We start from the raw sequence: 26,691 nt of genomic DNA on the forward strand, positions 1-26,691 counted from the left end.
ACTATGCTGTATCGCTCGACGGACTGCCTCAGTCGTCGTGGCGCTCCCATGGAGTATCTGGCCCATAGTGCATCCTTCCACTCGCTCGTGAATAATGCACCATCAAAGCCTGGGATCAAACATCTAGAAATCGCGCGAATAGCGCAACGACGCCGCCGATCCGCCGAACGATCCGGTCTGGGTCAGCAGGCTGAGCGTACGGGTCAGCGCGATCTGCAACTGCGTGGCGGTGAAGCCGCGCGCGTCGGTGACGATCTCCACATAGATGTTGTCGGTCAGATATTTGCCCGCCGCCAGGCTGGTGCCGCGGCCGGTTGCCTCATCGGCCCCCAGCACGCGCAGCCGGTCGAAGCCCACCGCCGAGCGCAGCTTGCCCAGCGGATTGAGCCCGCCGCCGCCCGATCCGCGCAGCGAGTTGAGCGCGGCGGCGAGCTGGATCGCCTCGGTCGCCGACAGATTCTCCGGGTTGGTGCCGAACAGCAGGCGGCTGAGCACCTCGTCCTGCGGCAGGGTCGGCGTCGAGGTGAAGCTGATCTGCGGACGCTGGCCGGTGCCGGTCACGTTGATGACCGCAGTGATGCCGTCGGTGGTCGTCGTCGCCTGGATATTGATATCCGGGTCGGTCAGCGCGCCGCCACGGAAGCGGATCGTGCCCCTGTTCACCTCGAATCGCTTGCCCGCAAAGCTGTAGGTGCCGCGTACCAGGTCGAGCCCGCCATTGATCGTCGGCGCCGCGCTGGTGCCGCCGATGCGCAGGTCCATCTCCCATTCGGACTCCAGCCCCATGCCGGACACGAACAGCTGGTTGTCCGCCCGCACACGCAGGTCGAGGCGGAACAGCCCCGGCGGCGGCGTGGGCGCGGGCCGGTCGGTCGGACGCGGGGTGCGAATCTCGCTGCGACGGCGCACTCCGGTCAGTTCGGGCACCTCCGCCTGACCCTGCCGGATGATCTGATAGCGCGCATTGGGCACGGTCAGGTCGCCCTGGATCAGGCCGCCATCGCGATTATGCGTCAGGCGGATCGTGCCGCTGGTCGTCGCGGCCAGCGCGTCGCTGTCGGCGAGACGCGCATTGTTGAGCTGCGCACGGATATCGATCGGATAGCCGCTGTCCGCCGCCAGGCCGATCGTACCCTGCGCCTGGACGCTGCCCTCGCCCGCCTTGGCCTGAAGCCGCGTGATCTCCAGCCGGTCGTTGGAGAAGCGTCCCGCCAACTGCATATTGCTCAGCCGGGTGCCATAGGCCTCGTTGTCATAGGTCAGGTTGTCGGCGCGGATCAGGCCGTTGAGCTGCGGCGCGGAGACCCGGCCGGAGAAGTCGGCGGCGACCGCGATCGGCCCGCTCAACTGCTGGTTGGGCAGCGCGGCGAAGGAGAAGAGCACCGAGGACGGACCGTTATAACGGATGCCACCCGACAGCGGGGCCTGCATCAGCCGGTTGACCCAGCCACCATTGCCCGGCGGCAGCGGACGCAGATTGGCGACCATGCGGCCCACGACCAGCTGCCCGCGCCGGATCAGCGCGCGTGCTTCCCCGCCATCGGCGACGAGCCGCCCGGCAAAGACGATATCCACCGCGTCCGACACCGCCGCCAGGCCGGTACGCCGGAAATTGGCGATGGTCAGCCGTGCCTCGGCGGCCGGAAAGCTGGCGTCGCGGGCCTGGGTGAAGTCGAGCGCGCCGCTCGCCTGTCCCGAAATGCCCAGATTGGGGACGAAGGCGTCGAGGATCGACATGTCCAGCCGGTCGAGCCGCGTCTGGACCTTCATGCCGTTGCCATAGGAGCCCGCGACACGCACCGATCCCTGGCCCAGATCGATCCGGGTCGGAGCCAGTCGCCACTCGCCGGCCACATTCTGCACCCGCGCCGGATTGGTGGTGCGGAAATTGATGCCGTTGGCCTGCCCCTTGGCCGCGATCAGATAGTCGTTGGGGGACAGGCGCGCGTTGAGCGCGACGTTGAACGGGATGCTCGACGATCCGGTCAACACCGCCTGCGCGGTGCCGCGACCGCCGGTATAATTCACCTTGGCGCGCGCCGACTGAATGACGACCTCGCCATAGCGGGTGTCGGCAAGCTGTGCGTCGGCGATAATCTGCGGCGCGTTCGGCAGCATGACGACGCTGGCGTTCACGATGGCACGGCCGATGGTGAAATCGACCATGCCAGGGACCCGCGCATTATAGGCGCGCGCGGCGATATCGGCGCGCTGGTGGCCGCCCTGATCGGCGAGCTGGACGCGGCCGTTGATCCCCTGCCCGGCGAATTGCAGCGCGCCCGCGAACGGCCCGGCGGCGGTCTGTACGACGCGGCCGGTCGTGTTGATCCCGGCAAAGACCAGACTGCGAATGTCGATGGCCAACTGCCGCCCGGTGCTGACCAGCATATTGGCGGTGAACGGACCATAATTGGTGTCGCCGCTCGCATTGACGGCATAGGCGCCGTTCCGGCCGACGACCCGTGCCTGCAGATTGGCAAGGCCCACGCCGACTCCCGGCCGGGCCGCGCGCAGCACGATGACCGGATTGGTCTGCGATCCCGTCACCCGCGCGGTCAGCGGGCCATATTGGTTGGAATAGGCATCCGCTTCCACAGCCAGCGCGCCGTTCGCCGGGTTATAGCGTCCGCTTCCTCGCGTCACACGGAATTGCGGCGCGGCCAGACGCAGGCCGCTGAAGGTCACGATGCCCTCGGGACTATATTCGACATCGGCGCGGACGATCGCATTGCCGCCCAGGAAGTTGCGCGCGCCATCATTGAAGATCTGCTGCGTCCGCGCGACCACCCGGCCCTTCATCCCGAACCCGGTCGGCGTCGCGACCAGGTTGGCGTCGGTGGTCAGGTTGATGATGCCGATGCTCTCGACCCGGTAATTGTTGACCCGGCCCTTGAGCGCGCCGGTGTAGCGGCCGGTCGACAGGTTCGCGACGACGACCGCCGTCGCGTCGATATTGTCCGAACGGATGCGCAGATTGTCCGACAGGATGTTGGGCATGGCGATCGCGAAATCGCCCTCAATCGCGACATTGTTGGTGAGGCCACCCACCGCCGCGTTCAGCCCCGCGATCCGCTTCGCCCGCGCCTTGACCGGCACCAGGATGCGGTCGGCATTCACCTTGGCCAGACCCTCGGCATAGAGATTCTGGACCGAGGTTTCGCCAAAGCCCAGCGCCGCCGCGCGGACCTTGTAATCCACCGTCGGCGTCGCGAACGCACCGTTCAGCACAACGCGCGCCAGCACGTCACGCCCGGTCAGATTGGGCGAGATGGCCCCCGGCGTCAGCAGCCTGGCGTCGACCGCGAAATTGCCGAACCGGCTGTTCGCCAGGTCGATCAGGCCCCCCGCATCGACCATCAGTGCCGAGGAACGCAGCGTCATCCGCGTATCCGCGCGTCGCTCGTTCAGCGTGGTGTCGATCGCGACCTGCAACGCAGGTGCGGTCAGCCGTTCGACCGGCCCCTCCAGATACAGGCCGGGCCGGGTCAGCCCGCGCACCTCGATATGCCCGTCCCGCGCCGTCGCGTTCAGATTGGCCAGTTCGCCGCCGCCCAGGGTGGCGATGGCGCGACCGGACCACGCCTTCCACCCGCCACGCCCGTCGACCGACAGGGTCAGCGGCGCCTTCAGCCCGGCCATCGACGCGACGACGCCGCCGGTCGGGGCGGTCAGCTTCACGTCCACGGCCAGTCGATCGGCATCGGGAACCGCGTCCAGCACCAGCCGCAGCCGGTCGCCGCCCGCGATACCCGGTCCACGCAACGCATCGGCGCTGGCCGTCACCTGGGCACGACGGTCGGCGATATGCACCTTGCCGTCGATCGCCAGGACATGGCGCTGTCCCGTCACCGGCGCGCCGATCACGAAGCGCTTGAGCGTCAGCCGGTTCACATCGATATCGAGATCGGGGAGCAGCGGCGCATTGGGATCGCTCGGCGTCGGCTTCAGCTCGGGCCGGCGCGCCAGCGTGACCAGATCGGCGCTCAGCGATCGCACATCGACATGGTTGTTGGTATAGGCAAAGGGCCGCCAGTCCACGTCCAGACGTGGGCTCGACAGGAACACGCCCTTGGGATCGCTGACCCGCAGATTGACCAGGCTCATCCGGCCATAGAGCGAACCTTCGATCCGCCCGACCTTGATGTTCAGCCCCGAGGCAGTCGTATAGCCGCCCAGCTGGTCCGCGACGAAGCGGCGGCCCGGATCGGTGTTGATGCCCAGCAGGACCGCACCCACCAGCAGGATCAGGCCCAGGATGGTAAAACCGATCCATTTGAGCACCCGTTGCCACAAAGGACGGCGGACCAGGATGGTCTCGGTCGCGGGCTCGGCGGCGGCCATGGTCTGTTCGTCCGCCATCAGAAAGCCTGCCCGATCGAAATATACAATGCGATCTTGCCGTCACCCGGACGGCGGTTCAGCGGGGTCGCCACGTCGACGCGCAGCGGCCCGAAATTGGTGTAGAAGCGCCCGCCGATGCCCGCGCCGAACCGCAGGTCCTTGCCCGTCGGAAGCGTGCTCTCATAGCTGTTGCCCGCATCGATGAACGGCACGATGCCAAAATTGCCGAAGCGATAGCGCGCCTCCAGCGCGAACTCGTTCAGGCTGCGTCCGCCGACCGGATTGCCCTGCGGATCGAACGGCCCCAGCCGCTGGAAACCATAGCCGCGCACCGACCCGCCGCCGCCGCCATAATAGCGCCGCGACGGGGCCAGATCGTCGCGCTCGATCCCGAAGATCGCCCCCGCCCGCGCCCGCCCCGCGATCACCAGGCTGTCGTTAAAGGGATAATAGAAGGTCCCCTCGATCATCGTCCGCGCATAGGGCCGCACTGCACCGCGTACCGAGGTTTCCGGGCTGAGGTTCAGTTTCAGGCGATAGCCGCGCGTGGGGTTGAGCAAGTCGTTGGACTGGTCGAACACCACCTGCCCGGGGATCGCCGCGATGCCATAGGTGCCGCGCACCCGCTCGCCGCGCGCGAAATCATAGACGCTCTCGTTGGTGCCGGTCAGCTCGCCGCCAAAGGCATAGGTGAACTTCTTCTGCCAGATCGGGGTCGAGTCATAGCTCCAGCGGAAGGCGACCGTGCCGATAAAGGCATCGAACGCGTCGTAATTCTGGTGGCTGGCCGAGGCGATGACCTGGAACGTCCGGTCGCGCCGCCCGGCATTGGAGCGACGGAAGGTGCCGCTGAGCCCCTGTTCCTGCGTACCCGCGATGACCGAGGCGATGATCGCGCCTTCGGGCTTGAAGGCGTTGCGGTTGGTGAAGCTGCCCTGCAACCGCACGCCCTGGCCCGTCGAATAGCCGCCCTCGCCCGACAAGGTGCGCGCGGGGCCCTTGGTCTGGGTGACCTGCAGGTCGATCTCCTCGGTGCCGTCGGGTGCGATCCGGCCGGTCCGCTTGGGTTCGACCGCGATGCCGTTGAACAGGCCGGTCGCGACCAGCGCGTTGCGCAAATCGTCGGTCAGCCGCGAATCGTAAAGCTGGCCCTCGTCGAAGCGCGGAAAGACGTTCAGATGGTCGAGATCGAACACCCGGTCGCCGACCGTGGTCAGCTTGCCGAACGACGAACGCGGCCCGGTATCGACCGGCAGGATATAGGCCCCGACCGGCTCGGGGCCCTGGTCCTCCAGCAATATGTCGCGTTGCCCCATCTTGACGAAGGGATAGCCGCGCTGAGGCAGGACCAGGCTGACATTGGCCTCGGCCCCCTGGATCCGCGCCGCCTCGATCGGATCGCCAACCTTGAGCGGCAGATTGGAACGGACCAGATCGGGCGGGATCGTGGGATCGGCGTTCACCGTGATCGAGGACAGGCGATAGAGCCGCCCCGGCGTCGCGGTCAGCACCACCTTCAGGCGTCCGGCCTCCCCCTCGCCCTGCTGTTCGCGTTGCAGGGTCGATACGGCGGTGGCGTCATAATAGCCGAGCGACTTCATCAGCCGGATCGCGAGCTGTTCGTCCTCGCGCGCACGTGCCGACACCTGCGTCGCGTTCGCCGCCTTGCCCTTGCCTTCGCGCAGCGCCGACAGCCCCTTGAACTCGTCGTCGAGGTTCAGTTCGGCCAGCCCGCGGACCTCCATGTCATAGCGGATGTCGGGGGCACGCTCGCCATTGGGGGCGGTCTCGGTCTGGAGCGGGGTGGAATCGAAGCTGGCCAGCGGGGTCAGCGGCTGGGCCAATTGCGGATCTTCCGGGGTGACCGGGCCGATCGCGTCGCCGGTCGCCAGCGGCTGCGTGCCCTGCGCGGCGGGCAAGGGTGGCGCGGCCTGCGGAGCGGGGATCGCCGGGGCCTGCGGCTGGGTGGTCGCCATGGAGGACATGGGCTCCAACGGCGCATTGATGTCCCCGCTCAGCGGCGGCAGGGCGGCATTGAACTGCGAATCGGGGACGATCGGCGTGTTGCCCTGCGGGTCCGTGGCGGCAACGTCCTGCCCCCGTTCCGTCCCCTGGCACTGGGCATCGGGCAGGCTTGGGCCCTGGGCGGGCGCCGTACCGGGCTTCGACAATTGCGCCTGAGCACTGGGTGATAGGACGGGTGGGGCAATCAACGCGACCGCAAGCCAAGTATGTCTACCGATCCGTTTCGCCACGCCGTCCAAAGCCCCTTTCCGCAAAGGGTCTTCCGTAATTCGGATCGATCCCCCAACGCCACCCTAACGCGAAAGGGTCAGTTGGGGTTCCGCATACGCAACGCGCAGCCTAGCGCGAGGCGGGGGCGCAACCGACCAGACCGCCCACCGGAACGACGATTTCGTCCTGTCCGTCGCGCGTGATCCGCAAGGTCGCGTCGGAGACGATCGCCCCGTCCTGCAACGTCTCGCGCTGGGCGATGGTCATGGCGAGCGTGGCGGTCAGCCCGTTCGCGGCATAACGCGTGCTGCCCGCGAAGCCGAGCGTGCCCGCCCCACCCGTCTCCGCCTCTGCCGCCGCCAGATCGGTGACCGCGCCGTCGAGCATGATGCGCAGCCGGGCCGGATCCGCCGCCGCGACGAAGCGCTGGTCCTGCACCGTCCACAGATAGGCGACACAGCCCCGCCCGGGCAGTTGCTGGCGCGGCAGGGTGCCGAGCATGGGCAGGGCGGGCTGCGCCTGCGCGAGTGCCAGCGCGAAGAGGGGCGAAAGCATCATGACCCCGATGCTATCATCAACACCCAGCTCGGGTAAGCGGCGATCGCGAGGAGCAGCCCCAGCGGCACCATGTCGTCCCCCGCGACGCGCGCACCGAGCATCCGCCGCGCCGCGACATATCCCAGCCCGATCACGCACGCCGCCAGCAGCACGGCGGGCAGCATCCGCCAGCCGAGCCACAGCCCGATCGCCCCCATCAGCTTGGGGTCGCCGCCGCCCATGCCGTCCCGCCCACGCCAATGCCGATAGGCCGCAGCGATCACCCAGAGCGCGCCGAATCCCGCAACGCCCCCGATGATCCGATCGCCCCATAGCGGCGCAAAGCCCAGCGCGCCGGTGAGCAGCCCCGTCCCGGCGAGCCACGCCGTCAGCCGATCGGGCAGCCACAGCGCCAAGGCGTCGAGCGCACCGAGCGCCAGGAGCGACCAGCCGAACACCGCCCCCACCCAGCCGTCCGGCCCGGCGACCCAGCCGGCCGCCCCGCCGATCGCGAGGGCCAACAGCTCGATCCGAAAATGGATCGGATCGATCCCCTGCCCGCACCGGGCGCATCGGCCGCGCAGGGCGAGCGCGCTGACGATCGGCACCAGTTCCCAGGCGCGCAAGATACCTCCGCAGCCGTCGCAGGCCGATCGTCCGGCCATCACCGACCGCCCGTCCAGCCAGCGCAGCACCAGCGCGGCGACGAACGATCCGACGATCGCACCTGCCACGCCATAAATTCCGGCCCACAGCCCCGATGCCGCGATGAACGTCATGCCCCGGCTCTATCCGCACGCCCCTTTGCGCGCCACGGCCAAAAGGCGTAAGGCCCGATCATAGAACAAGCCCCTTGGAGAGCATGCCCCATGACGGATCCCATCGTCATCCTGTCCTATGCCCGCACCCCCATGGGGTCGTTCCAGGGCAGTCTTTCGGGCCTGTCCGCGACTGAACTGGGCGCGGCGGCGGTCAAGGGCGCGGTCGAGCGGGCGGGCGTCGATCCGGCCGCGATCGAGCGCATCCATATGGGCTGCGTCCTGCCCGCCGGGCTCGGCCAGGCCCCGGCGCGACAGGCGGCGATCTTCGCGGGGCTCGGCGAGCATGTCGAGGCGACCACCGTCAACAAGATGTGCGGATCGGGCATGCAGGCCGCGATCATGGCGGCCGAGGCGCTGGCGGCGGGCTCGGCCGATCTGATCGTCGCGGGCGGCATGGAGAGCATGACGAACGCCCCCTATCTCAGCCACAAGCATCGCGGCGGCGCACGGATCGGCCACGACACGCTCTACGACCATATGTTCCTGGACGGGTTGGAGGATGCCTATGAGCGCGGGCGGCTGATGGGGCATTTCGCCGAAGAGGCCGCACAGGACTATCAGTTCACGAGGGAAGCACAGGACGATTTCGCGATCGCCTCGCTCGCGCGCGCCAAGGCGGCACAGGCATCGGGAGCATTCGACCGGGAAATCGTGCCCGTGACGGTCAAGACCCGCAAGGGCGAAGACCGCATCACGCTGGACGAACAGCCCGCCAAGGGCGACGCGGCCAAGATCCCGACGCTGAAACCCGCCTTCGCCAAGGACGGTACGATCACGGCGGCCAATGCCTCGTCCATCTCGGACGGCGCGGCGGCGCTGGTCATGACGCGGGCGAGCGTCGCCGAACGGCTGGGGATCGCGCCGATCGCGCGCGTCGTGGCGCAGGCGGCCCATGCCCATGCGCCGGCCCGCTTCACCACCGCGCCGGTCTTCGCGATGCGCAAGGCGCTGGAGCGGGCGGGCTGGTCGACCGGCGACGTCGATCTCTACGAGGTCAACGAGGCCTTTGCCGCGGTCGCGATGATCGCGATGCGCGACATGGACCTGTCGCACGACCGGCTGAACGTCCATGGCGGTGCCTGCGCGCTGGGCCATCCGATCGGGGCCAGCGGCGCGCGGGTGCTGGCGACGCTGTTGTCGGCGCTGGAGACGAAGGGCGCGAGGCGCGGTGTCGCGTCGCTGTGCATCGGCGGCGGCGAGGCGACCGCGATGGCGGTGGAACGGATGTAAGGCGGCGGCCGCAGGCGCTACGGCACCGTCTCGCCGGGATCGACGCCCCAGATCGCGCCCACCGGAACGAAACCGGCCTGTCCCTTCACATCCAGACGGCACCATCCGCCATTGCACTCGCTGATCCGCCCGACCACGCCGGGGGCCGCGCGCCAGAGCGTCTTGGCATCCTCATTGGGGGCCGACCGCATCGGCACCGGCTCGATCCCGCGCACGATCGCGGTGCGGGTGTTGCGCAGCAGGACCGCCAGCATCCACCCTTCGGTACCGTCGGGATCCTGCACCTTGCGCCATTCCTTGAACGCGGCGACGATCTTCACCGGCAGGTCGGCGCGGCGATAGGTCCAGCTCGCCGGATAGGTGCGCGCGGGGCCGGTCCGCATCCGCGCCACCGACGCGCCGATCGATCCGTAATAGGGCATGGCCCGCTTTTCCGGGGCGGCAATCGCCGCCGGGGCGATCGGCCCCGCCGACAGCAGCAGCGCCGCCAAAGCCAGTCCGAACATGGACCTGCGCATCTTCATTCCCTCTCTTGGCCCACCCGTCTCCGGCTGTACGCCGATGGGGGACCAGGCTTCAACCATCTTCGGACGGCGCATGCCGGTTGACGGACCGACGGGCTTGGCCCAATCCCTTGGTCATGGTCGATCCGCGCCGCTGCCTGAACCCCAGGGTGGTCGTCACCCGCGAACTGCCCGATCCGATCATGGACCGGATGGCCGCGCTGTTCGACACGCGCTTCAACCGCACCGACGAGAAGCTGGACCATGCGCAACTGGTCGAGGCGGTGGCGGAGTGCGACGTGCTGGTCCCGACCGTCACCGATGCGATCGATGCCGACCTGATCGCGCAGGCCGGACCCCGGCTGAAGCTGATCGCCAATTTCGGTGCGGGCGTGAACCATATCGACCTGAAGGCAGCGCGCGCGCGCGGCATCATCGTCACCAACACGCCGGGCGTCCTGACCGAGGATACCGCCGACATGACGATGGCGCTGATCCTGTCGGTGCCGCGCCGCCTGGCCGAGGGCGAGAAGCTGGTCCGCTCCGGCGCGTGGAGGGGGTGGAGCCCCGGCGGGATGCTGGGTCACCGCATCGGCGGCAAGGCGCTGGGCATCGTCGGCATGGGCCGGATCGGGCAGGCGGTGGCCCGGCGCGCGCGCGCCTTCGGCCTGACGGTCCATTATCACAACCGCCGCCGCCTCCCCGCCAGCATCGAGGCGGAACTGGGCGCGCTTTGGTATCCCGATCTCGACGCGATGCTGGGCGCGGTCGACATCGTGTCGATCCACACGCCGCTGAACGCCGACAGCCACGACCTGATCGACCGCCGCCGAATCGGTCTGATGCGGTCGCATGTATACCTGATCAACGCCAGCCGGGGCGGCATCGTCGACGAAGAGGCGATGGTCGACGCGCTGGAGGCCGGGCGGCTGGCCGGCGCGGGCCTCGACGTGTGGCGGCATGAGCCGGAGATCGACCCGCGACTGCTCGCGCTCCCCAATGTGGTGATGACCCCGCATATGGGCTCGGCGACGCTGGAGGGTCGCATGGCCTCTGGCGAAAAGGTCATCGCCAATATCCGAAGCTGGGCCGATGGCCACCGCCCGCCGGATCAGGTGCTGGAGGGGTGGCTTTAGGCTGCCCCCGCTCTCGCCGCGTTATGCGACGGTCTGAACGCCGAAGGTGAACCACGCGCCGTCTGCATGGTCGTAAAGCTGGACGAGGTCCTCGGCGATCCGGCAGGTGAAGTGGCTGGACGTGCTGCGGTCATAACCGCGCGTTTCATCACCCGCGACGTCCATATGGATCGATGCCCCTGCCCCGGTTTCCGTCAACTCGGGCAGCGTCCCGCCGAACTTCACGCCACGATCGCCGTCGAAACCCTGGAGATGCTCGCCGCGCGCCTCCGCCGCGATCCGCAGATGCCGGTCCGCCGTCTGGTCATAAACGCCGGCGACCTTTTTGCCCTTCACGAGCGCGTGGGATGAGGCGGCGATGATCGCACGGATAGCTGGTTGCATGCCCCTGCCTGACACAGCGGATGCTATGGATCAACCTCGCCCCTGATCCATGTCAAAATGTTGCGCCTCGGAACCCGAAGCGCGCCGCCGCATTCCCGTTCCATCATCAAACGGGAGCTACCATCATGAAAAAGCTGGCAATCGCCTTCACCCTCGCCGCGACCACCCTGTCGATCTCGGCCTGCTCGACGCTGAAGGGCGCGGCGATCGGTGGTGCGGGCGGCGCCGGGGTCGCGGCGGCAACGGGCGGCAGCGTCGAAAAGGGTGCGGCCGTCGGCGGTACGGCGGGCGCGGTGATCGGCACCGTCGCCGACTGACCTATCGGGCGGGAGAGGCCGGACCAGGGCCGGCCCCCGCCCGCTCCAGCGCTGCGATGCGCGGCGCATCCTTGGGCCGCCCGAACAGACGGAACAGCGACAGCAATTCGGGGCGATCGGGTACGAAGAGCCCGTCGTCGTCTATCATGATCCGCTCGCGCGAATGCGGTTCGACGGGGTACCAAGCGCCGCCGACGCAAAGCTGAAATCCCGCCATTATCTCGACTGGGACGGCCGCCCCCTCCCAGCGCGCGAAGACCGCCGAGCGGAACAGCGGATCGGGCGGCAGGACCAGCGGCGCGATACCCAGCCGGTCCAGCACCGCCGTTGCGAGCCGCTGGTCGACCAGCAGGTCGATGTCGTTCACCCGCCCGGCCTCGACCCCGTGCAGCGCCATTGCCGCGCTGCCGATGATCCACCAGCCTTCGGGAAAGACCGCCATCGCCCGCGCGACATGGTGCAATGTCGCGCGAAGCTCCGGCGGCATGGCGACGATCAGTCGCCGGTCAGGATGCGATCAACCAACTGCTTCACCGTCGGCACGAAGCCGTTGGAATAGAAGGGATCGCGCTTGAAATTATACGCCGCATGGCCCGCGAACATCAGATTCTGCTCGACATCGCCGCCATGCGCGATCTCCTGCAGCGTCTTCTGGATGCAGAAGCTGCGCGGATCGGCGAGGCGGCCGGTGGAGTTGGTCTCGCTATCCGCCCAGCTTGAGAACAGGCATTGCGACAGGCAGCCCATGCAGTCGGCCTGATCCTTGCGGATTTCCTTGGCTTCCTCGGGAGTCACGAAGACGAGCGTATTGTCCGGCGTCTTGAGCGCCATGGTGAAGCCGCCGCCGAACCACTCGCGCGCGCGCAGCAGATCGCCCTTCGTCACCCAGAAATTCTTGCCCTTCACGCCCACGTCGAGCTGAAAGACATGATCGCCCGCTTCCTGGGTCGAGAAAGCGATCTGGCGGTCCGACCGCGCCTCCAGGTTGCGCAGGAACGGGTTGCGGACCGCGCTGGAGTAGAATCCGGTCGGCGAGAAACGATGGAGAAGGACATCGCCCTGCTCGATCGTCATCAGCCGCTGCTTCCACTCCTCGGGGATCGGGCTTTCCTGGGTCAGCAAGGGGCGCGTGCCGAACTGGAAGGCGATCTTGCCCAGTTCGGGATTGTCGATCCAGTCGTTCCAGTCGCGCAGGTACCAGACGCCGCCCGCCATCACGATCGGCACATCGTCCGAAATGCCGCCCTCGCGCATCGTGTCGCGCAGTGCCTTCACGCGCGGATACGGGTCCTGGGGCTGCAAGGGGTCTTCGGCATTGGACAGGCCGTTATGCCCACCGGCGAGCCAGGGGTCTTCGTAGACCACCGCCGCCAGCCATTCCGACGCCTTGGAATAGGCCCGCTTCCATAGCGCGCGAAAGGCACGGCCCGAGGAGACGATCGGCAGATAGCTGACCTGGTGATGCGCCGCGATCTCGGACAGCTTATAGGGCATGCCCGCGCCACAGGTGACGCCCGCGACCAGCCCCTTGGTACGCGCCAGCACGCCTTCCAGCACCCGCTGCGCGCCGCCCATTTCCCACAGCACGTTGATGTTGATCGCGCCCTTGCCACCGGCAATGTCCCAGGCGCGCTTCACCTGCTGGACCGCGCCCTCGATGGCATATTCGATCAGTTCCTCGTGACGGTCGCGCCGGGTCAGCGCGCGGTAGATCTGGGGAATGATCTTGCCCTCGGCGTCATAGCTGTCGGCATTGACCGCCGACACCGTACCGACACCCCCGGCCGCGGCCCAGGCCCCCGCGGAGGCGTGGTTGGTGGCGGCGACGCCCTTCCCGCCTTCGATCAGCGGCCAAACCTCGCGGCCGTTGTAGAGGATGGGGCTCAAGCCTTTGAACACGTCGTTACCTTGTCTGTCCGAAAGGGCCTCATATAGCGTGTCGGGGCCGCTTAGCGAGTGGGAATTAACGGCACGCCGCCGTGCGGCGGGACACCGGAAATCAGCCGAGCGCGCCCGGCCGTCCCAGCACCTTTTCGTACAGGGACTTGTAGCGCGCGACCATCAGGCTTTCGTCGAACTCCGCCCGCGCGCGCGCCTGGTTGGCCGCGCCCGCCGCCGCCCGGTGTTCGGGGTTGAGAATCAGCGCCTGGATGACATCGCGCAGGCGAACCTCGTTGGGATGGTCGGCGATGAACTGGCGATTGGGCTCCGACACCATCGACGCCACGTCGCCGACCGGCAGCGAGGCGATCGGCAGGCCCGCCGCCATCCCCTCCAGTACCGAGATCGGCGCCTGTTCGGATAGCGAGGACAAGGCGACGATGTCGAAATGCCGGATGAAGCGATAGGGCCGGTCGAGAAAGCCCGGCATCACCAGCCGGTCGGCGATTCCCATCGCGGCGGCAGCCTGCTGGATCGTCGCGCGCTCCGGCCCCTCGCCCACGATCACCAGCCGGAACCGGCCCGCGATGCCGCCCATCGCGCGGACCAGCATCGGCAGGTTCTTGACGACCCGCAGCCCCGCCAGCGCGCCGACGACGATCTCCTTGGGCTGGCGGACGAAGCCCGGGATCGCCTTGGGATCGGGATCGCGGGCGTAGAGCGCGGTGGCGATGCCGTTGGGGATACGGTGGATTCGCTCGGCGGGTTGTTTCCAGATACGCTGGGCGATCCCCTCCAGCACATGGCTTGGCACGACCAGCGCGTCCGCCGCCGACAGCGCGATGCGGCGATAGATGTTGCGCTCCAGCTTCAGTCCGCGCGCCTCGTCGGCGTTGAATCCGTCCTCGTGATGGACGAGCGGCGGCGCGCCCTTGGCATAGACGCGGCGCGCCATCACCCCGTCGATCGCCCCCCAATTATAGGTCAGCACCAGGTCGAAGCGGCGCATATAGGCCGCGATCGCCTCATAGCGCTTGACCGAGGGCTTGCCGGTCAACGGCGGCGCATCCTGTGCGATCTCGTAGCGGATGCCCTTGGCGATCGAATCCCGCGCGCCCAGTTCGTCGGGCATGGCGGAGACGATGGTGTGCCGCGCGGCGTCGCCGAAGGCGTTCATCAGCGCGACCGCGCGCGCCTCCTTGCCGCCCAGCGAGAAGGAGGAGTGGAGGTGGAGGATGTGGAGCGGACGGGCCATGCCAGCGGAATTAGCGGGCGGCGCCCCAGTTGAAAACCGCTATCCCGCCAGCCGGTCGAGCAAACGGCCGATCCCCGCCAGTGCCTCAGGCTCGGTCAGCAGCGGGGTGTGGCCCACCTGCGGCACCGTCACCAGCTCGGACGGCGCGATCGCCTGCACCATCCGCTCGGCGACGGCGGTGCCCAGGATATCCGAACGCTCGCCGCGCACGACCAGCGTCGGCACGCCGTTCAGGGCGTCGAACGCCGCCCACATGTCCGGCCCCGCCTCGGTTCCCGGCACGCGGAACGGCTCGGCGATCTTGAGGTCGTAATCCAGCACGATCCGCCCCGCACTGGTCAGCCGATGGGTCCGCTTGGCCATGGAGATCCAGTCCTCGATCCCCCAGTCGGGATAGACGTCCTCGTTATTCTCGTGAAGGTAGCGCGCCGCATGAAGCCAGGTCGGAAAGCTGTGCCCCTTGCCCACATAGCCCCGGATGCGCGCGAGGCCCGCCGGTTCGATCTCCGGCCCGACATCGTTGAGCACCGCCCCCGCCAGCCGCCCGCGCGCCGTCGCCGCCAGCAGCATCGTCACGATCCCGCCCAGCGAAGTGCCGACCGCGACGAACCGGGTGATGCCCAATTCGTCCAGCATCGCCTCGACATCCTGCACATAGATCAGGGGCACATAGGTCATCGGATCCTTGGCATAGGCGCTCTCGCCCCGCCCCCGGAAGCTGACCGCGATCACCCGCGCCCGGTCCGACAGCGCCTCTGCCAGCCCCTCGAAATCGCGGGCGTTGCGGGTCAGGCCCGGCAGGCAGATGATCGGGGGCAGCGTGTCCGGCCCCGCATAATCGCGCGCATGCAACCGCAAGCCGTCTTTCGACCACCAAAACCGATTCTCATAGGCCGACATGCTTGAACGTCCTCCGGTGTGCCCTCCATATCGCGGTATGCCCGTGTCCCCGCAAGCCTATCGCCCCGCCCGCGCCCTCGCCGATGTCGCGGATTTCCTCGCCGATCCCGTCGCGCCAGCAGATTTTCCGCAGACGATCATCCGCTTCCGCAATGATCGCGCGGCCGCCGAGATCGGGCTGGAGACGCTGACCGACGACGAATGGATCGCCCATCTCGGCCGCTTCCAACCGCTGCCCGACACGCTGCCGGGGCCGCTCGCGCTGCGCTATCACGGCCACCAGTTCCGCCAGTATAATTCCGACCTGGGCGACGGGCGCGGCTTCACCTTCGCGCAGATGGCCGCGACGGACGGACGGCTGCTCGAACTCGGCACCAAGGGGTCGGGGCAGACGCCCTATAGCCGGTTCGGCGACGGCCGCCTGACGCTGAAAGGCGGGGTGCGCGAAATCCTGGCGACCGAGATGCTGGAGGCGCTGAACGTCCCCACCTCGCGCACGCTCTCGCTGATCGAGACGGGCGAGGCGCTGCACCGGGGCGACGAGCCCTCCCCCACCCGCTCGGCGGTGATGGTGCGGATGAGCCATGGTCATATCCGCATCGGCAGTTTCCAACGGCTCGCCTTCGAGCGCGACGAAGCGGGGATGCGGCGGCTGGTCACCTATGCCCTTCGCCATTTCTACGGCGAGGCGTCGGACGATCCGGTCCGTTTGCTGATCCTGGTGGCGCAGCGGACCGCGACGCTCGCCGCCCGCTACATGGCCGCCGGGTTCGTCCATGGGGTGCTCAATTCGGACAATATCAACGTGACTGGCGAGAGCTTCGACTATGGCCCGTGGCGGTTCGCGCCGACCTGGGACCCCGAGTTCACCGCCGCCTATTTCGACCAGACGGGCCTCTACGCGCTCGGCCGTCAGCCCGAGGCGATCCAGTGGGATGTGATGCAGCTTGCCTCCAGCCTGCGCCTGATCGCCGAGAGCGCGCCGCTGATCGCCGCGCTGGAGGGCTTCGCGCCGACCTATCAGACGGAGATCGTGACCGCGATCCTGTGGCGGCTGGGCGTGACCCCGCTCGGCGGCACCGAGGACCGGGCGCTGGTTCAGACGTTCGAGCGGGCGCTACGCGAGTCCCGGGCGGGGCTCGACCGCGTCTATTTCGATCTGTTCGGGGGGCAGGTGCCCGATCATTATGACGAGCATTGGAATGCCGTCCGCGACCTGATCGAACCCTATGCCCCTCGTCGCCCGCGCGACCACGCCTATTGGCAGGGCGAGCCCGAATCGATGCTGATCGACGAGGTGGAGGCGATCTGGGCACCGATCGCCGAGCGCGACGACTGGACGATGCTGCATGACAAGGTCGAGCGGATTCGCGCGATGGGCGCGGCGCTTGCTGACCCTGATGCGGCGGCCTAGCCCCGGTCCCTGACCCAGCATCTCTCGACCTTCGAACCCGCCATCGGCACTATGATCGCCCTGATCGCCGCTTTGCCGGTCCGCAACGCCGCTCGCGAAATCGCCACCGCCCGCGCCAGCTGAAACGCATGAGCGACGCCGCCGCTGGCGGCACGAATCGCCACGCTCGGCCACTTTCGCCGAACTGGTCCGGGAGCGAGCGGACGCCGCCACCGCGCTGATCTACCCCTCACGCGACCGTTACGAGCAGCTCTGGACCCGCATCGGCGCGGGCATCGTCAACTGGAACCGCCCGAGCGCCTATCCGGTGGCGAGCGCGGAGGCGGAACTGGCGGCCGTCGGCATAGCGATCGGAATGAAGCCCCAAAGCTGATCTACCCGCTGCCCAAGCATCGCTCGGTTGTGGAGCGCGTGTCGGGGGATCATCTGTCGCAGCATGGCTACCCTTCTCGACCCCGCCGCGCGTGGCCGCGTGATCCTTGTCGGTGCCGGGCCCGGCGATCCGGGCCTGTTGACCGTTCGTGCGGTCGAGGCGCTGAAACAAGCCGATATCGTCGTGCATGACGGGCTGATCGACCCGCGCGTGCTCGACCTCGCGCCGCCGCATGCACAGCGCATCTCGGTCGCCAAGCGGCGGGCGCGGCACACGCTGTCGCAGGATGCGATCAACGCACTGATTGTCGCGCATGTGAAGACCGGCGCGATCGTCGTGCGCCTGAAGGGCGGCGACCCGTTCATCTTCGGGCGCGGGGGCGAGGAAGTGGAGGCGGTGCGCGCGGTCGGCCTGCCGGTCGAGGTGATCCCCGGCGTTTCGGCCGCGCTCGGTTGCGCGGCGGAGGCGATGTTGCCGCTCACCCATCGCGATCATGCCTCGGCGGTGTCCTTCGTCGCGGGCCAGTGCAAGGGGCTGACCGATCAGGACTGGTCGGGTCTGGCGGGCCAGGGCCGCACGCTCGTCATCTATATGGGCGTCGCGACCGCGGGTGATATCGCCGACAAGCTGATGGCGGACGGCGTCGCCCCCGACATGCCGGTGGCGGTGCTGGAGCGCGGCACGCTGGAGGGCCATCGCGCGATCCGCACCCTGCTCGCCGATCTCGGCCCGATGGTCGCGCGTGAAAAGGTTCGCAGCCCCGCGATCATCGTCGTGGGCGAGGTCGTGGAATTGTCCGACGCCGAGGACAAGCTGGCGCGTTGGGCCCGCGTGGCGGAAGGGATGAGCGCATGAAGCTGTTGACCGGCAATGATCTGGCGACCGGCGATGTCGTCTGGTGGACGGGCCAGGACTGGTCGCGCCATGTCGAGGATGCGGTGGATGTCGGCGCGAATGGCGAGGCGATCCTGCGCGCCGAGGAGGGGGCGCGGCGGGTCAACGTGCCCTATCTGATCGACGCCGAGGCCACCGAGCAAGGCCCCCGGCCCGCCCATATCAAGGACCGCATCCGTGCGCTTGGCCCCACGGTGCGCCCCGACCTGACCCTCAAGCCTGCGGACGCCGATGCCGGCGCCTGGGTCATTTGAGAGACTGACACATGTATCGCTATGACGAATATGACCAGAGCATCGTCGATGCCCGTGTCGAGGAATTTCGCGACCAGGTGAGCCGTCGCCTGTCGGGCGCGCTGACCGAGGATCAGTTCAAGCCGCTGCGGCTGATGAACGGCCTCTATCTTCAGCTTCACGCCTATATGCTGCGCATCGCGGTGCCCTATGGCACGCTGGACAGCCGCCAGATGCGGATGCTCGGCCATATCGCGCGCAAATATGATCGCGGCTATGGCCATTTCACCACGCGGCAGAACATCCAGTATAACTGGATCAAGCTGGCCGACGCCCCCGACATCCTCGCCGAGCTGGCGACGGTGCAGATGCATGCCATCCAGACCTCGGGCAACTGCATCCGCAACATCTCGTCCGACCAGTTTGCGGGCGCGGCAGCCGATGAGGTCGCCGATCCGCGCCCCTGGGCCGAGCTGATCCGGCAATGGTCGACCTTCCATCCCGAGTTCACCTACCTTCCCCGCAAGTTCAAGATCGCGGTCATCGCCGCGGACGAGGATCGTGCGGCGATGCGGCTGCACGATATCGGCATCCAGTTGCTGGAGCGGGACGGCGTGCTCGGCGCGAAGATCTTCGTCGGCGGTGGCATGGGCCGCACCCCGATGATCGCGCATGAGGTGAAGGACTTCATCACCGCCGACCATCTGATGAGCTATCTGGAAGCGTGCCTGCGCGTCTACAACCGCTATGGCCGCCGCGACAATATCTACAAGGCGCGCATCAAGATCCTGCTGCACGAGATCGGCGTCGAGTCCTATCGCGAGCAGGTGGAGGCGGAGTTCGCGGCGATCCGTGAGCTGGGCATCGACCCGCCGGTCGCCGAGCTGGCGCGGATCACCGCGATGTTCGAAGGCCCCGACTTCGCCAGCGACTCGCCCGATGGCGTCGACCGCTCCGACCCCGACTTCGCGGTCTGGCTGGACCAGAATGTCGCCGCGCACAAGCAACCCGGCCATGCCATCGTCACGATCAGCCTGAAGCCGATCGGCGGCATCCCCGGCGATGCCTCGGCCGACCAGATCGACCTGATGGCCGACCTCGCCGAGCGTTACGGCCATGACGAGCTGCGCGTGACCCATGCGCAGAACATCGTCCTGCCGCATGTCCGCAAGGCCGATCTCCACGCCATCTGGACCGCCTTGCGCGAAGCGGGGCTGGCCGAGGCCAATCTCGACCTGATCTCGGATATCATCGCCTGCCCGGGCCTGGATTATTGCAGCCTGGCGAACGCGCGCTCGATCCCGCTGGCGCAGAAGATCGGCGAGCGTTTCGCCGGGCGGCAGCGCGAACTGGGTGAGCTGAAACTCAAGATTTCCGGCTGCATCAACGCCTGCGGCCACCACCATGCCGGGCATATCGGTATTCTGGGCGTCGATAAGAAAGGCACCGAGAATTATCAGCTTCTGCTCGGTGGATCGGGCGCGGAGGATGTGTCGCTCGGCAAGATCACCGGCCCCGGCTTCGACGAGGACGGCGTGGTCGATGCGATCGAGCGCGTGACCGATCGTTACGTGGCGCTGCGCGAGGGCGATGAGCGCTTCCTCGACACCTATCGCCGTGTCGGGATGCAGCCGTTCAAGGAGGCGATCTATGGTTGATCCGATCACGGCCAACGGCAATGCGGGGGAGACGCTGCTGCGCTTCCGCGACGACGTGGTGCATGACGAACCGGCGGTGACGCTGGATGCGTTCCTGGGCCAGACCAACGCCACCGCCGTCCGCCTGGAGGCGGGCGACGATGCGCGCGCGCTGCTGCCGCATCTGGGCCAGATCGCGCTGGTCGAGATCAGCTTCCCGACCTTTCGCGACGGGCGCGGCTATTCGGCGGCGCGCATCCTGCGCGAGGCGGGTTTCGAGGGCGAGCTTCGCGCCGCGGGCGACGTGCTGGTCGACCAGATTCCGCATATGCGCCGCTGCGGCTTCGACAGCTTCGCGCCACAGGCACCGATCGACTCGGCGACGCTGACCAAGCTGCTGAAGCTCTACCCCCAGCCCTATCAAAAGGCCGCCGACGCCCGTGTGCCGGTGTGGAAGCTGCGCCATGGCTGAGCGGGCGCTCGACCGGATCGACGTTCGGCCCGCTTATACGGTGGAGGATGCGGCGGCCTATGAAGCGCGGTTCGCGGGCATCTCCGCGCCGGCGCTTTTGCACACCCTGCTGACCGGAGAGCTGCACGGGCAGATCGCGGCGGTATCGTCCTTCGGGACCGAATCCGCCGTGCTGCTTCATATGGTGGCGATTGCCGATCCGACGACGCCGGTCGTGTTCACCGACACGCTCAAGATGTTTCCCGAGACGCTGGCCTATCGCGATACGCTGGTCGCGCGACTGGGCCTGCGCGACGTGCGCGTGATCCAGCCGGATCCCACGCGCCTGGCCGCCAAGGATCCCGAAGGCATCCGCCACGGCTATGATCCCGATGGCTGCTGCGAACTGCGCAAGGTCGAACCCCTCGCCCATGGCCTGGCCCCGTTCGAGGCCTGGATTTCGGGTCGCAAGGGATTCCAGGCCGGCACCCGCCACGCGCTTCCGCGCTTCGAGGTCGAGGAAGGGCGTCTGAAGCTCAACCCGCTGGCGGATTGGGACAAGGCCGCGCTGGACGCCTATTTCGCCGAACATGACCTGCCACGCCACCCGCTGGAGGCGCAAGGCTATCTGTCGATCGGCTGCGCGCCCTGCACCAGCAGGGTGAAGCCGGGCGAAGACCCGCGTTCGGGAAGATGGCGCGGGTTCGACAAGGTGGAGTGCGGGATCCACCGGCCGGTGGCGGACTCCGTCCAGCCGATCTGACCGATCGCCCCGGCCTTCGCCGGCATCGCTTTACGATCTCGGAAGCCCCCACCCTTCGCTCGGACAGAGTCGAGGGTGGGATCATGCGCCCATGAGGCGCCGTTGAACGTCAATAGCCCGCGAAGTCGGTGAATCGCGTGATCGTCGGGTCGAACTTCATCACCACCTTGCCGGTCGCACCGTGACGCTGCTTCGCCACGATCAGCTCGGCCAGGCCATAGACCCGCTCCACCTCGGTCGCCCATTTCGCATGGTCCTCGAAGACCTTGCCGTCATCGCCTTCCATCGGACGCTTGGGCTCGCGCTGCATCATGTAATAGTCTTCGCGGAACACGAACCAGACCATGTCCGCGTCCTGCTCGATCGAGCCCGATTCGCGAAGGTCGGACAGCATCGGCCTTTTGTCCTCGCGCTGTTCGACCGCACGGCTGAGCTGCGACAGCGCCAGCACCGGCACGTTCATGTCCTTCGCCAGCGTCTTCAGGCCGCGCGAAATCTCCGAGATTTCCTGCACGCGATTGCCCTCCGACGACTTGCCCGAGCCGGTCAGCAGCTGGAGATAGTCGACCACGACCAGCCCGATCTCGTTGTTGTGCCGCCGCTGCAACCGCCGGACGCGGGTGTGCAGCGCGGAGATGGACAGGCCGCCGGTATCGTCGATGAACAGCGGCAACTGCTCCAGTTCGGCGGCGGCGGCGGCGAGCTGGGCGAATTCGTTACGGCTGATCTTGCCCATGCGCAGCGCTTCGGAGCTGATCCCCGACTGCTCGGCTAGGATACGCGTCGCGAGCTGGTCGGCCGACATTTCGAGGCTGAAGAACGCGACCTTGGCGCCCACCGACTCGGACGGCGGGATGCCGTCCTGCATGTCGCGCATCCAGCGGCGCGCGGCGTTGAACGCGATGTTGGTCGCGAGCGAGGTCTTGCCCATGCCCGGACGCCCCGCGAGGATCATCAAGTCGGAGCGGTGCATACCGCCGATCTTGGCATTGACCGAGTCGAGGCCCGTGGTGATGCCCGACACATGGCCGCCGGAATTCAGCGCGCGCTCGGCATTCTTGACCGCCATGGTGGTGGCCTGGGCGAAGCTCTTCACCGCATTCTCGGAGCCGCCGTCCGCCGCGACCTTGAACAGCTCATTCTCGGCCAGTTCGATCTGCGCGCGCGGGTTGACCTCCTCGGAGGTGTCCATCGCCCGGTCGACCAGGGTCCGCCCCACCGTCACCAGCGCCCGCAGCATGGCGAGATCGTAGATCTGCTGCGCGAACTGCCGCGCGCCGATCAGGCCCGCGCCCGATCCGGTGAGCTGCGCGAGATAGGACGGGCCGCCAAGCGCCTTCATCCCCTCGTCCGCCTCGAACATCGGGCGCAACGTGACCGGGGTCGCCAGCATGTCGGTGGCGCGCAGATTCTTGATCGCGCTGAAGATACGGCCATGGACCGGCTCGAAGAAATGGTCCGCTTCGATCCGATCGACCAGATCGTCGGCCAGCCGGTTGTCGATCATCATCGCGCCCAGCAGCGCGGCCTCCGCCTCGATATTGCGGGGAAGCTGCTGCGGCTCGGCGGCGGCAGCCGGGTTCGGGAATGCGAGGGTGGCCATTTCTTCGGCGTTAGCGCGGAGCGGCCCCGGATGAAAACGGATTGCGTCGATTAGCGAGGGATTTGCGGCGCACGCGCTTCACGACTATCCCGTCACCATGGCCGATCCCCGGATCATCTCTATCGACCTCGACGAACGCAGCCTCGGCTGGCGGTCGGCCGATGTCGAGCAGGAGCGGCGGATCGCGATCTTCGATCTGATCGAGGAAAATTATTTCGCGCCACAGCGGCCGCAGGCGGACGGCTATGCCGGGCCCTATCGGATCAAGCTGGAGTCCGAGGAAGGGCGCCTGGGCATCCATATGCACCGCGAGGACGGGACGCATATCGAGACGCTGGTGCTGGCGCTCGGGCGGTTCCGGCGGCCGATCAAGGACTATTTCGCGATCTGCGACAGCTATTACCAGGCGATCCGCGCGGCCTCGCCGCAACAGATCGAGACGATCGACATGGCCCGGCGCGGCATCCATAACGAGGCGGCCGAGATGTTGAAGGAGCGGCTGTCCGGCAAGATCGAGGTCGATTTCGACACCGCACGTCGCCTCTTCACACTGCTCTGCGTCCTGCATATCCGCAACTAATGGCGATTCTATGGAAAATCGGGGCCGGGCTGCTCGCGCTGGGGGCGGTCACGGCAGGCGGACGGCATTGGGCGACGCATTGGCAACCCTCGCCCGAGCATTATCCGTTGCAGGGCATCGACCTGCCCGAAAATCCGCACGCCGTGGAATGGCGGACCTTGCGCGCCAATGGCGCCGACTTCGCCTATATCGTCGCCACGTCGGGCGCGGATCGCCGCGATCCGGCATTCGAGGGGAATTGGGCGGCCCTGCCGGACGCGGGGCTGCGGCGCGGGGCGATCCACATCTATTCGCTGTGCCAGCCCGCCGCGGCGCAGGCGGATGCCTTCAACATCTTCGTTCCGCGTGCCGGCGACGCGCTGCCCGTCGCCATCGACCTGTCCTATCATGACGACTGCACCGCGCGGCCCGAACGCGCGACACTGATCGCCGACCTGACCCGTTTCGTGACGATGGTCGAGACGCATACCGGCAAGCCCGTCATGCTGCGCGTGTCCAAGGCTTTCGAGTCCGACTACAGCATCACCGCCGCCCTCCCCCGCCCGGTCTGGGCGATGGGCAATGTCTTGAAGCCCGATTACGCCGCCCGCCCCTGGCGCATGTGGCGCGCGAGCGATTTTCGCCGGGTCGAGGGGGTGGAAGGCCCCGTCAACTGGGATGTCGTTACCTCATGAACCCGATCGATCCGAACGCCGAGCGGCTGATCGCCGCCGCCCGTGAAGCGGCACGCCATGCGCATGCGCCCTATAGCCGCTTTGCGGTCGGGGCCGCGCTGTTGATGGAGGATGGCACGATCATCACCGGCGCCAATTTCGAGAATGCAAGCTATGGCCTGTCGCTGTGCGCCGAAACGGTCGCCATCGCCACCGCCTCCGCCGCAGGACGCCTGCGAGAGATCGTCGCGATCGGCGTGATCGGCGGCGCGATGGACGCGACCGGCGCGGCGACGGGCACCACGCCGGTCAGCCCCTGCGGCCGCTGTCGACAGGTGATCAACGAGGCCGCGCAAATGGGTGGCCGCGACCTGCCCGTCCATTGCGGCGCGGCCGAAGGCGACGCCGTGCGAAGCTATCGCCTGTCCGAACTCCTGCCCGATGCCTTTGGCCCGGCAGACCTCGGAATAAGCTGAATTCTTCGCGCGAAGACGCGGAGGCGCAGAGAAGGAATCTCAAGGCTCTCGCCCGTCCTCGACCAGGATGGACGGCCGATGACGACCGGATACGCCCCCTTTGCAGTCTCCGCGCCTCCGCACGACCGCCGTGCTTCAGGCCTCCGGCTGCTCACCCCGCGCCCGCATCGCCGCACCTGCGGCTTGGATGAACTGCCACACCTCGCCGGAGAAACCCGGATCGGCCTGTCCGTCCCATTCTGCCCGGTCCTGGTGCAATCGCGTCGCGCCCGCCCACATCTCGGGCGTCGCCACCGCGCGGAAGGGCGCAAGCAAGGCGAACCATTCCCGCACGAAGCCCCGCGCCACATCCGAATCCGGGTCGAGCGGCAGGGCCGCCGCAATTCTCTGGCCCAGATCGGCCCATCGCGCCTGATAGGCCACCTGATCGAAATCGGGGCCCAGCGCACCCATCCGCTCCGCCCAACGCGCCTGTTCTTCCGTGGTGAAGTGCCGGTCGACCACCGCTTTCCACTGTGTCGTCGTCATGCTGTTTCCCTTTCGAATCAGCGAGCAAAGCGTCGCGACGTCGATGCGCTCGCCGGCATCGATGCGGGACTGGATGGATTGGAGCAACGCGGCGGTATCGGCCAGTGCGACCCGCTGCGCCTCGACCACCGAAAGCTGGGCGGCCACCATGGGCCCGAGCCGCGCATCGGGCCGGTCGAGCATTCGCCCGATCGCGGCCAGCGTAAACCCGGCGCGTTTGAGTGCGACGATGGCGTGCAGCCGTTCCAGCTCGCCCGCCCCGAAAATGCGCCGCCCCCCGCTACTGCGCAGCGGTCGGATCAACCCGCGCGCCTCGTAGAACCGGAGCGCCCGGCTGCTGAGTCCGGTGGCCTGGGCGATCTCGGCAATGTCCAGCATCATCGTCATGGGCAGAGCCTACCGCTTGACGCAACGTCAACCGCAAGTCCCATTTTGCGTTTCGCGGCTTGCCCTGCTCCCCCGTTCCGGCAAAGAGCGGCAACGCATAAGGGGAATGAAGATGTCGATCCTGTCCGACCGCTGGATTCGCGAAGCCGCGCAGAACCAGGCGATGATCGAACCCTTTGTCGAGAATCAGCGCCGCGACGGCTGCATCAGCTATGGCCTGTCTTCCTATGGCTATGACGCGCGGGTCGCGGACGAGTTCAAGATCTTCACCAATGTCGACAGCGCGGTGGTCGATCCCAAGGATTTCGCCTCGAACAGCTTCGTCGATCGCAAGACCGATGTCTGCATCATCCCGCCCAACAGCTTCGCGCTGGCGCGCACCGTCGAATATTTCCGGGTCCCGCGCGACGTGCTCGTCATCTGTCTCGGCAAGTCGACCTATGCGCGCTGCGGCATCATCGTGAACGTCACCCCGCTCGAACCGGGTTGGGAGGGGCATGTGACGCTGGAATTCTCCAACACCACGCCGCTTCCCGCCAAGATCTACGCCAATGAAGGCGCCTGTCAGTTCCTGTTCCTGAAGGGCAATGAGCCGTGCGAGACGAGCTATGCCGACCGGGCGGGCAAATATATGGGCCAGCGCGGCGTCACCCTGCCGCGCCTGTAGGTATTCGGGACGGGGCCAAAGATCGGACGGCTGGTGTCGGACGCCGTCCGGCAGGTCTGGGGTAAACAAAGTTACTCGCCCTTCCTTCGGACTCCGTTCGGGCAGAGCCTTTCCGATCGTGAAAGGCCGACGCCTATCCTCCCCCAGCATTCAGCCGGGACAAGGTCGAGGGCTGAACGGGGCACCGCCGCCTGGGTCAATCGGTGAAAGTCGCCAGGCGCGCATGCCCACGGCCTTGTCACGACTCGATCGCCTTCAACCTCCAGCGTGCCGCGATCTTATGGGACGAATGGAGCCGGCCGGTTGTCGCCGAATCAGGTGACTGCATGACGGCACCCACAGCCCTATCCATCTGGATCGACCGTTGCTGGCGGAGCATCGCCTGATGGAGAGACCGGACATCGAATGCGCGCCGCGCTCCGAACAGGTACGGGGATGAGATTGAGCATCAGCGGCGGGGTTATCGCCGCCGGCCACATCGCTTAGCGAGGG

25 protein-coding genes are annotated in these 26,691 nt (G+C 67.4%); 13 read left to right on the forward strand and 12 right to left on the reverse strand.

Features of this window, described 5'->3' with window-relative positions:
• Positions 1-123: 123 nt before the first annotated feature.
• From ABDV78_RS15245 to ABDV78_RS15260, 4 genes are all read right to left on the reverse strand, one after another.
• Positions 124-4,359, reverse strand: a complete 4,236-nt coding sequence (locus ABDV78_RS15245) for a translocation/assembly module TamB domain-containing protein (protein ID WP_343528283.1) — start codon at positions 4,357-4,359, stop codon at positions 124-126.
• Positions 4,359-6,512, reverse strand: coding sequence for a BamA/TamA family outer membrane protein (locus ABDV78_RS15250; protein ID WP_343528284.1), 2,154 nt, complete (start codon positions 6,510-6,512; stop codon positions 4,359-4,361). The genes ABDV78_RS15245 and ABDV78_RS15250 overlap by 1 nt, the downstream gene beginning before the upstream one ends.
• Positions 6,513-6,705: 193 nt before the next feature.
• The gene (locus ABDV78_RS15255; protein ID WP_343528285.1) at positions 6,706-7,134 is read right to left on the reverse strand and encodes a hypothetical protein; all 429 of its coding nucleotides are present in this window, start codon (positions 7,132-7,134) and stop codon (positions 6,706-6,708) included.
• Complete coding sequence (locus ABDV78_RS15260) at positions 7,131-7,892, reverse strand: prepilin peptidase (RefSeq protein WP_343528286.1); 762 nt, start codon at positions 7,890-7,892, stop codon at positions 7,131-7,133. Before ABDV78_RS15260 ends, ABDV78_RS15255 begins: the two co-directional genes overlap by 4 nt.
• 90 nt (positions 7,893-7,982) lie before the next feature.
• Here ABDV78_RS15260 and ABDV78_RS15265 point away from each other — a divergent pair, with 90 nt between their 5' ends.
• On the forward strand, positions 7,983-9,164 hold the full coding sequence (locus ABDV78_RS15265; RefSeq protein WP_343528287.1) for an acetyl-CoA C-acyltransferase: 1,182 nt from the start codon (positions 7,983-7,985) through the stop codon (positions 9,162-9,164).
• Between the two features lie 17 nt (positions 9,165-9,181).
• Here ABDV78_RS15265 and ABDV78_RS15270 read toward each other — a convergent pair whose 3' ends face one another.
• Positions 9,182-9,682, reverse strand: a complete 501-nt coding sequence (locus tag ABDV78_RS15270) for an SH3 domain-containing protein (protein ID WP_343528289.1) — start codon at positions 9,680-9,682, stop codon at positions 9,182-9,184.
• Between the two features lie 122 nt (positions 9,683-9,804).
• Here ABDV78_RS15270 and ABDV78_RS15275 point away from each other — a divergent pair, with 122 nt between their 5' ends.
• Entirely contained in the window at positions 9,805-10,803 is a 999-nt protein-coding gene (locus ABDV78_RS15275) for a D-glycerate dehydrogenase (protein ID WP_343528291.1), read from the forward strand.
• Positions 10,804-10,824: 21 nt separating this feature from the next.
• Here ABDV78_RS15275 and ABDV78_RS15280 read toward each other — a convergent pair whose 3' ends face one another.
• Positions 10,825-11,187: a hypothetical protein gene (locus ABDV78_RS15280; protein WP_343528292.1), complete on the reverse strand. Its 363-nt coding sequence runs from the start codon at positions 11,185-11,187 to the stop codon at positions 10,825-10,827.
• A 125-nt stretch (positions 11,188-11,312) separates the two neighbouring features.
• Here ABDV78_RS15280 and ABDV78_RS15285 point away from each other — a divergent pair, with 125 nt between their 5' ends.
• Positions 11,313-11,504, forward strand: a complete 192-nt coding sequence (locus ABDV78_RS15285) for a hypothetical protein (RefSeq protein WP_343528294.1) — start codon at positions 11,313-11,315, stop codon at positions 11,502-11,504.
• A gap of 1 nt (position 11,505) precedes the next feature.
• On the opposite strand, the gene ABDV78_RS15290 is transcribed toward ABDV78_RS15285, so the two are convergent.
• The 4 genes from ABDV78_RS15290 to ABDV78_RS15305 all read right to left on the reverse strand — a co-directional run bounded on the left by ABDV78_RS15290 (position 11,506) and on the right by ABDV78_RS15305 (position 15,540).
• The gene (locus ABDV78_RS15290; protein WP_343528295.1) at positions 11,506-11,991 is read right to left on the reverse strand and encodes a hypothetical protein; all 486 of its coding nucleotides are present in this window, start codon (positions 11,989-11,991) and stop codon (positions 11,506-11,508) included.
• 8 nt (positions 11,992-11,999) lie between these two features.
• On the reverse strand, positions 12,000-13,403 hold the full coding sequence (locus ABDV78_RS15295; RefSeq protein ID WP_343528296.1) for a nitronate monooxygenase: 1,404 nt from the start codon (positions 13,401-13,403) through the stop codon (positions 12,000-12,002).
• Between the two features lie 100 nt (positions 13,404-13,503).
• A complete protein-coding gene (locus ABDV78_RS15300) occupies positions 13,504-14,640 on the reverse strand; it encodes a glycosyltransferase (protein WP_343528297.1) in 1,137 nt (378 codons plus the stop codon).
• Between the two features lie 39 nt (positions 14,641-14,679).
• Entirely contained in the window at positions 14,680-15,540 is an 861-nt protein-coding gene (locus ABDV78_RS15305) for an alpha/beta hydrolase (protein ID WP_343528298.1), read from the reverse strand.
• 37 nt (positions 15,541-15,577) lie between these two features.
• Between ABDV78_RS15305 and ABDV78_RS15310 the strand changes: the two genes are divergently transcribed.
• From ABDV78_RS15310 to ABDV78_RS15335, 6 genes are all read left to right on the forward strand, one after another.
• Entirely contained in the window at positions 15,578-16,954 is a 1,377-nt protein-coding gene (locus ABDV78_RS15310) for a YdiU family protein (RefSeq protein WP_343528299.1), read from the forward strand.
• A gap of 436 nt (positions 16,955-17,390) precedes the next feature.
• Positions 17,391-18,182: a uroporphyrinogen-III C-methyltransferase gene (gene cobA / locus ABDV78_RS15315; RefSeq protein WP_343528300.1), complete on the forward strand. Its 792-nt coding sequence runs from the start codon at positions 17,391-17,393 to the stop codon at positions 18,180-18,182.
• Positions 18,179-18,475 (forward strand): DUF2849 domain-containing protein, encoded by a 297-nt coding sequence (locus ABDV78_RS15320; RefSeq protein ID WP_343528301.1) that lies wholly within the window; start codon positions 18,179-18,181, stop codon positions 18,473-18,475. The genes cobA and ABDV78_RS15320 overlap by 4 nt, the downstream gene beginning before the upstream one ends.
• A gap of 11 nt (positions 18,476-18,486) precedes the next feature.
• Complete coding sequence (locus tag ABDV78_RS15325) at positions 18,487-20,112, forward strand: nitrite/sulfite reductase (RefSeq protein WP_343528302.1); 1,626 nt, start codon at positions 18,487-18,489, stop codon at positions 20,110-20,112.
• Positions 20,105-20,563: a DUF934 domain-containing protein gene (locus ABDV78_RS15330; protein ID WP_343528303.1), complete on the forward strand. Its 459-nt coding sequence runs from the start codon at positions 20,105-20,107 to the stop codon at positions 20,561-20,563. The genes ABDV78_RS15325 and ABDV78_RS15330 overlap by 8 nt, the downstream gene beginning before the upstream one ends.
• A complete protein-coding gene (locus tag ABDV78_RS15335; RefSeq protein ID WP_343528304.1) occupies positions 20,556-21,305 on the forward strand; it encodes a phosphoadenylyl-sulfate reductase in 750 nt (249 codons plus the stop codon). The genes ABDV78_RS15330 and ABDV78_RS15335 overlap by 8 nt, the downstream gene beginning before the upstream one ends.
• A 109-nt stretch (positions 21,306-21,414) precedes the next feature.
• Here ABDV78_RS15335 and ABDV78_RS15340 read toward each other — a convergent pair whose 3' ends face one another.
• On the reverse strand, positions 21,415-22,908 hold the full coding sequence (locus ABDV78_RS15340) for a replicative DNA helicase (RefSeq protein WP_343528305.1): 1,494 nt from the start codon (positions 22,906-22,908) through the stop codon (positions 21,415-21,417).
• Between the two features lie 97 nt (positions 22,909-23,005).
• On the opposite strand from ABDV78_RS15340, the gene ABDV78_RS15345 reads away from it, so the two are divergent.
• From ABDV78_RS15345 to ABDV78_RS15355, 3 genes are read left to right on the forward strand one after another with little or no spacing between them, the layout of a single operon-like run.
• Positions 23,006-23,488 (forward strand): UPF0262 family protein, encoded by a 483-nt coding sequence (locus tag ABDV78_RS15345; protein ID WP_343528306.1) that lies wholly within the window; start codon positions 23,006-23,008, stop codon positions 23,486-23,488.
• Positions 23,488-24,162 (forward strand): GH25 family lysozyme, encoded by a 675-nt coding sequence (locus tag ABDV78_RS15350; protein ID WP_343528307.1) that lies wholly within the window; start codon positions 23,488-23,490, stop codon positions 24,160-24,162. Before ABDV78_RS15345 ends, ABDV78_RS15350 begins: the two co-directional genes overlap by 1 nt.
• Positions 24,159-24,617: a cytidine deaminase gene (locus ABDV78_RS15355; protein ID WP_343528309.1), complete on the forward strand. Its 459-nt coding sequence runs from the start codon at positions 24,159-24,161 to the stop codon at positions 24,615-24,617. The genes ABDV78_RS15350 and ABDV78_RS15355 overlap by 4 nt, the downstream gene beginning before the upstream one ends.
• A 135-nt stretch (positions 24,618-24,752) precedes the next feature.
• Here ABDV78_RS15355 and ABDV78_RS15360 read toward each other — a convergent pair whose 3' ends face one another.
• Entirely contained in the window at positions 24,753-25,532 is a 780-nt protein-coding gene (locus ABDV78_RS15360) for a MerR family transcriptional regulator (RefSeq protein ID WP_343528310.1), read from the reverse strand.
• Positions 25,533-25,644: 112 nt separating this feature from the next.
• Between ABDV78_RS15360 and dcd the strand changes: the two genes are divergently transcribed.
• Entirely contained in the window at positions 25,645-26,199 is a 555-nt protein-coding gene (gene dcd, locus ABDV78_RS15365; RefSeq protein WP_058717772.1) for a dCTP deaminase, read from the forward strand.
• The last annotated feature ends 492 nt before the right edge of the window (positions 26,200-26,691 follow it).

The sequence above is a fragment of the Sphingomonas sp. genome, from assembly GCF_039594485.1.
GTDB lineage: Bacteria > Pseudomonadota > Alphaproteobacteria > Sphingomonadales > Sphingomonadaceae > Sphingomonas.

What these genes read in the sequence shown, in the direction of transcription:
- ABDV78_RS15245 (WP_343528283.1), bottom strand. Translation starts at nt 4,359, where the DNA reads ATGGCGGACGAACAGACCATGGCCGCCGCCGAGCCCGCGACCGAGACC.
- ABDV78_RS15255 (WP_343528285.1), bottom strand. Translation starts at nt 7,134, where the DNA reads ATGATGCTTTCGCCCCTCTTCGCGCTGGCACTCGCGCAGGCGCAGCCC.
- ABDV78_RS15260 (WP_343528286.1), bottom strand. Translation starts at nt 7,892, where the DNA reads ATGACGTTCATCGCGGCATCGGGGCTGTGGGCCGGAATTTATGGCGTG.
- ABDV78_RS15265 (WP_343528287.1), top strand. Translation starts at nt 7,983, where the DNA reads ATGACGGATCCCATCGTCATCCTGTCCTATGCCCGCACCCCCATGGGG.
- ABDV78_RS15270 (WP_343528289.1), bottom strand. Translation starts at nt 9,682, where the DNA reads ATGCGCAGGTCCATGTTCGGACTGGCTTTGGCGGCGCTGCTGCTGTCG.
- ABDV78_RS15275 (WP_343528291.1), top strand. Translation starts at nt 9,805, where the DNA reads ATGGTCGATCCGCGCCGCTGCCTGAACCCCAGGGTGGTCGTCACCCGC.
- ABDV78_RS15280 (WP_343528292.1), bottom strand. Translation starts at nt 11,187, where the DNA reads ATGCAACCAGCTATCCGTGCGATCATCGCCGCCTCATCCCACGCGCTC.
- ABDV78_RS15285 (WP_343528294.1), top strand. Translation starts at nt 11,313, where the DNA reads ATGAAAAAGCTGGCAATCGCCTTCACCCTCGCCGCGACCACCCTGTCG.
- ABDV78_RS15290 (WP_343528295.1), bottom strand. Translation starts at nt 11,991, where the DNA reads ATGCCGCCGGAGCTTCGCGCGACATTGCACCATGTCGCGCGGGCGATG.
- ABDV78_RS15300 (WP_343528297.1), bottom strand. Translation starts at nt 14,640, where the DNA reads ATGGCCCGTCCGCTCCACATCCTCCACCTCCACTCCTCCTTCTCGCTG.
- ABDV78_RS15305 (WP_343528298.1), bottom strand. Translation starts at nt 15,540, where the DNA reads ATGTCGGCCTATGAGAATCGGTTTTGGTGGTCGAAAGACGGCTTGCGG.
- ABDV78_RS15310 (WP_343528299.1), top strand. Translation starts at nt 15,578, where the DNA reads ATGCCCGTGTCCCCGCAAGCCTATCGCCCCGCCCGCGCCCTCGCCGAT.
- cobA (WP_343528300.1), top strand. Translation starts at nt 17,391, where the DNA reads ATGGCTACCCTTCTCGACCCCGCCGCGCGTGGCCGCGTGATCCTTGTC.
- ABDV78_RS15320 (WP_343528301.1), top strand. Translation starts at nt 18,179, where the DNA reads ATGAAGCTGTTGACCGGCAATGATCTGGCGACCGGCGATGTCGTCTGG.
- ABDV78_RS15325 (WP_343528302.1), top strand. Translation starts at nt 18,487, where the DNA reads ATGTATCGCTATGACGAATATGACCAGAGCATCGTCGATGCCCGTGTC.
- ABDV78_RS15330 (WP_343528303.1), top strand. Translation starts at nt 20,105, where the DNA reads ATGGTTGATCCGATCACGGCCAACGGCAATGCGGGGGAGACGCTGCTG.
- ABDV78_RS15335 (WP_343528304.1), top strand. Translation starts at nt 20,556, where the DNA reads ATGGCTGAGCGGGCGCTCGACCGGATCGACGTTCGGCCCGCTTATACG.
- ABDV78_RS15340 (WP_343528305.1), bottom strand. Translation starts at nt 22,908, where the DNA reads ATGGCCACCCTCGCATTCCCGAACCCGGCTGCCGCCGCCGAGCCGCAG.
- ABDV78_RS15345 (WP_343528306.1), top strand. Translation starts at nt 23,006, where the DNA reads ATGGCCGATCCCCGGATCATCTCTATCGACCTCGACGAACGCAGCCTC.
- ABDV78_RS15350 (WP_343528307.1), top strand. Translation starts at nt 23,488, where the DNA reads ATGGCGATTCTATGGAAAATCGGGGCCGGGCTGCTCGCGCTGGGGGCG.
- ABDV78_RS15355 (WP_343528309.1), top strand. Translation starts at nt 24,159, where the DNA reads ATGAACCCGATCGATCCGAACGCCGAGCGGCTGATCGCCGCCGCCCGT.
- ABDV78_RS15360 (WP_343528310.1), bottom strand. Translation starts at nt 25,532, where the DNA reads ATGACGATGATGCTGGACATTGCCGAGATCGCCCAGGCCACCGGACTC.
- dcd (WP_058717772.1), top strand. Translation starts at nt 25,645, where the DNA reads ATGTCGATCCTGTCCGACCGCTGGATTCGCGAAGCCGCGCAGAACCAG.